At 76.0% G+C, this 3,385-nt stretch carries 1 protein-coding gene; it reads right to left on the bottom strand.

From position 1 onward, the window contains the following. A partial coding sequence (locus ADY01_RS34195) for a type I polyketide synthase (RefSeq protein ID WP_049580668.1) occupies positions 1–3,385 on the bottom strand: 3,385 nt, incomplete at both ends.

The raw sequence follows: 3,385 nt of genomic DNA, 5'->3' as shown, positions 1-3,385 counted from the left end.
GCCGGGCTTCCTGGGGAGGACCGGGCCGAGGATCAGCTCGCCGTCCGCGCCGGCGGGCTCCTGGCCCGCCGCCTCGAACGGGTCGCCGTCATCCGGCCCCAGCACCACCGCACGGTGATCAAGCGCGGCCCGGCCCATCGCCAGCGACCACCCCACATCCACCGACGGCACCACACCCCGCACCCGCGCCACCTGCGCGTCCAACGCACCCTCGTCCGCCCCGGACACCACCAGGGGCACCGGGAACGGGTGGGCGGGGAGGCGGAGTTCGGCCGTGCCGGGCTCGGGCTCGTCGGCCTGCTCGATGAGCACGTGCGCGTTGGTGCCGCTCATCCCGAAGGCGGACACGCCCGCGCGGCGAGGGCGGCCGGTCTCCGGCCAGTCCGCCGACTCGGTCAGCAGCCGCACCGCGCCCGCGTCCCAGTCCACGTGCGGCGACGGCCGGTCCACATGCAACGTGCGCGGCAGCACGCCGTGCCGCATCGCCTGCACCATCTTGATCACACCACCCACACCCGCCGCCGCCTGCGCATGCCCGATGTTCGACTTCAACGACCCCAGCCACAACGCCCGTTCACCCTCGCGGTCCCGCCCGTAGGTGGCCAGCAACGCCTGCGCCTCGATCGGATCACCCAAGGTGGTGCCCGTGCCATGCGCCTCCACCACGTCCACCTCGCTCGCCGACAGGCCCGCGTTGACCAGCGCCGCGCGGATCACCCGCTGCTGCGCCAACCCACTCGGCGCGGTCAGCCCGTTGCTCGCACCGTCCTGGTTCACCGCACTGCCCCGCACCACCGCCAGCACCCGATGACCGTTGCGCCGCGCATCGGAAAGCCGCTCCAGCAGCAGCACCCCGACACCCTCGGCCCAGCCGGTGCCGTCCGCAGCTTCGGCGAATGCCTTGCACCGGCCGTCGGCCGCGAGGCCGCGCTGGCTGCTGAACTCGGTGAAGACCTCGGGCGTCGCCATCACCGCGACGCCACCGGCCAGCGCCATCGCGCACTCGCCGTTCCGCAGCGACTGCGCCGCCAGGTGCAGCGCCACCAGGGACGAGGAGCAGGCCGTGTCCACGGTGATGGCGGGCCCTTCGAGGCCGAGGCTGTAAGCGATGCGGCCGGAGAACACGCTGGTGGCGCCGCCGGTCAGCCGGTACCCCGCGACCTCCGGGGGTGCCGACGCCTGGGTGAGTCCGGCGCCATAGCCCTGGGGCGAGGCGCCGACGAAGACGCCGATGTCCTTGCCGCGCAGGGACAACGGGTCGATGCCCGCCCGTTCGAAGGTCTCCCAGGAGGTCTCCAGCAGCAACCGCTGCTGCGGATCCATCGCCAGCGCCTCACGCGGCGAGATCCCGAACACCCCCGGGTCGAACTCCCCCGCCCCGTACAGGAACCCGCCCTCCCGCACATACGACGTCCCCGACCGCTCCGGATCCGGGTCGAACAGCGCGTCCACGTCCCAGCCGCGGTCCACCGGGAACGCGCCAACGGCATCCATCCCCTCGGCAACCAGCCGCCACAGATCCTCCGGCGACCCCACCCCACCCGGATAACGGCAGCCCATCGCCACGATCGCCACCGGCTCGTCGGTCGCATCCGCGGAGATGTCCGGCTGGGCGGCGTCCGGGTCGGTGCCGAGGATCCGCTCGCTCAGGTGGGCGGTGAGGGCGGCCGGCGTGGGGTGGTCGAAGACCAGGGTCGTCGGCAGGGAGAGGCCGGTCTCCGCGGTGAGCCGGTTGCGCAGTTCGACGGCCGTCAGCGAGTCGAAGCCCAGGTCCTTGAACGCGCGGTCGGCGGCGATGCCGGCCGCGGATCCATGGTCGAGGACGGCCCTGACGTGTGCGGTGACGAGTTCGAGGAGAGCGTGGTCGCGGTTCCGGGCCGGGAGCGCCGCGAGCCGTTCGCCGAGTCCGTCGCCGGGGGCGGTGCCGTCGGTGGCGAGGGCGGCGCGGACCTCGGGCAGGTCGCCGATGAGCGGGCGAGCGCGGGCCGCGGTGAACGTCGGGGCGAACAGGTCCCAGCGCACGTCGGCGACGGCCGCGGTGGCGGTGTCGTCGGCGAGGGCCGCCTCCAGCGCGGTGACGGCCGCGTCGGGGGCGAGCGCGGGGACGCCCTGGTGCCGCAGCCGGTCGACGGCCTCGTCGTGGGCCATGCCGCCGCCCGCCCACGGGCCCCAGGCGACGGCCGTGGCCGTCAGGCCCCTGGCCCTGCGGCGGTCGGCGAGGGCGTCGAGGTGGGCGTTGGCGGCGGCGTACCCACCCTGGCCGCCGCTGCCCCAGATGCCCGCGACCGAGGAGAACAGCACGAACGCGTCCAGCGGGGTGTCGTCCAGCAGTTCGTCCAGGTGCCGGGCACCGGTGGCCTTGGCCCCGGCCGCCTCGGCGAGGTCGGCGACGTCGGTGGCGTGAAGCGGGCCCCCGGCGTTGACGCCCGCCGCGTGGACGACGGCGGTCGGCGGGTGCTCGGCCAGCAGGGCGGCGACGGAGTCACGGTCGGCGAGGTCGCAGGCGGCGACGGTGACGCGGGCCCCGAGGGCGGTCAGTTCGTCGCCCAGCTCGGCCGCGCCCGGTGCCGCGATGCCGCGGCGGCTGGTGAGGACGAGGTGGGAGGCGCCGTTGCGGGCGAGCCGCCGGGCGACATGGGTGCCGAGCGCGCCCGTGCCGCCGGTGATGAGGACCGTGCCGCGGGGCGTCCACGGCGTGGCGGGCCGGGTGACGGCGACCCGTTCGAGGCGGCGGGCCAGGAGCCCGCCGGCGCGGACGGCGAGCTGATCCTCGGCCCGGTCCTCCCCAGGAAGCCCGGCCAGAACGCCGCACAGCCGGGTGAGCGCGGTGTCGAGGGCGCCGCCGCCCGAGGTCGCGTCGTTCCCCGGAAGGTCGATCAACCCGCCCCAGCGCTCCGGGTGTTCGAGGCCGACGACCCGGCCGAGGCCCCAGGTCATGGCCTGCTCGGGGCTGGGCGCCGCGTCGCCGGGGCCGGTGCCGACCGCGCCCCGGGTCACCAGCCACAGCGGCGCGTCGCACCCGGCGTCGCCCAGAGCCTGGACGGCGGTGAGGTTCTGCGCGAGGCCCGAGGGCACGTCGGAACGGGCCGGGTGCGGGCGCGTGTCCAGCGCCAGCAGGGACAGGACGCCGTCGATCGGGCCCCGGGCGGTCTCCTCCCGCAGCCGCGCCGCGAATCCCGCCCGGTGCGCGGCGGGATCGGCGGGATCGAGGGCGAGGGTCAGGACGCGGGCGCCGTGCGCCGCGATCCGATCCAGGCAGGCGGCGGCGATCGCCGCGCCGGCTCCCGCGCCGTCCTCCCCCGCGGCGGGGACGAGCGCCAGCCAGGTGGTGGCGGCGAGGACGCCAGGCTCGAAGCCGGTGTCGGGGTCCGGGTCGGGGTAGGGG

Origin of the sequence: Streptomyces sp. SBT349 (genome assembly GCF_001083795.1) — a bacterium.
Classification (GTDB): domain Bacteria; phylum Actinomycetota; class Actinomycetes; order Streptomycetales; family Streptomycetaceae; genus Streptomyces.
The sequence above is the reverse complement of the archived record's forward strand: the minus strand, read 5'-3'. Positions and strand labels throughout refer to the sequence as shown.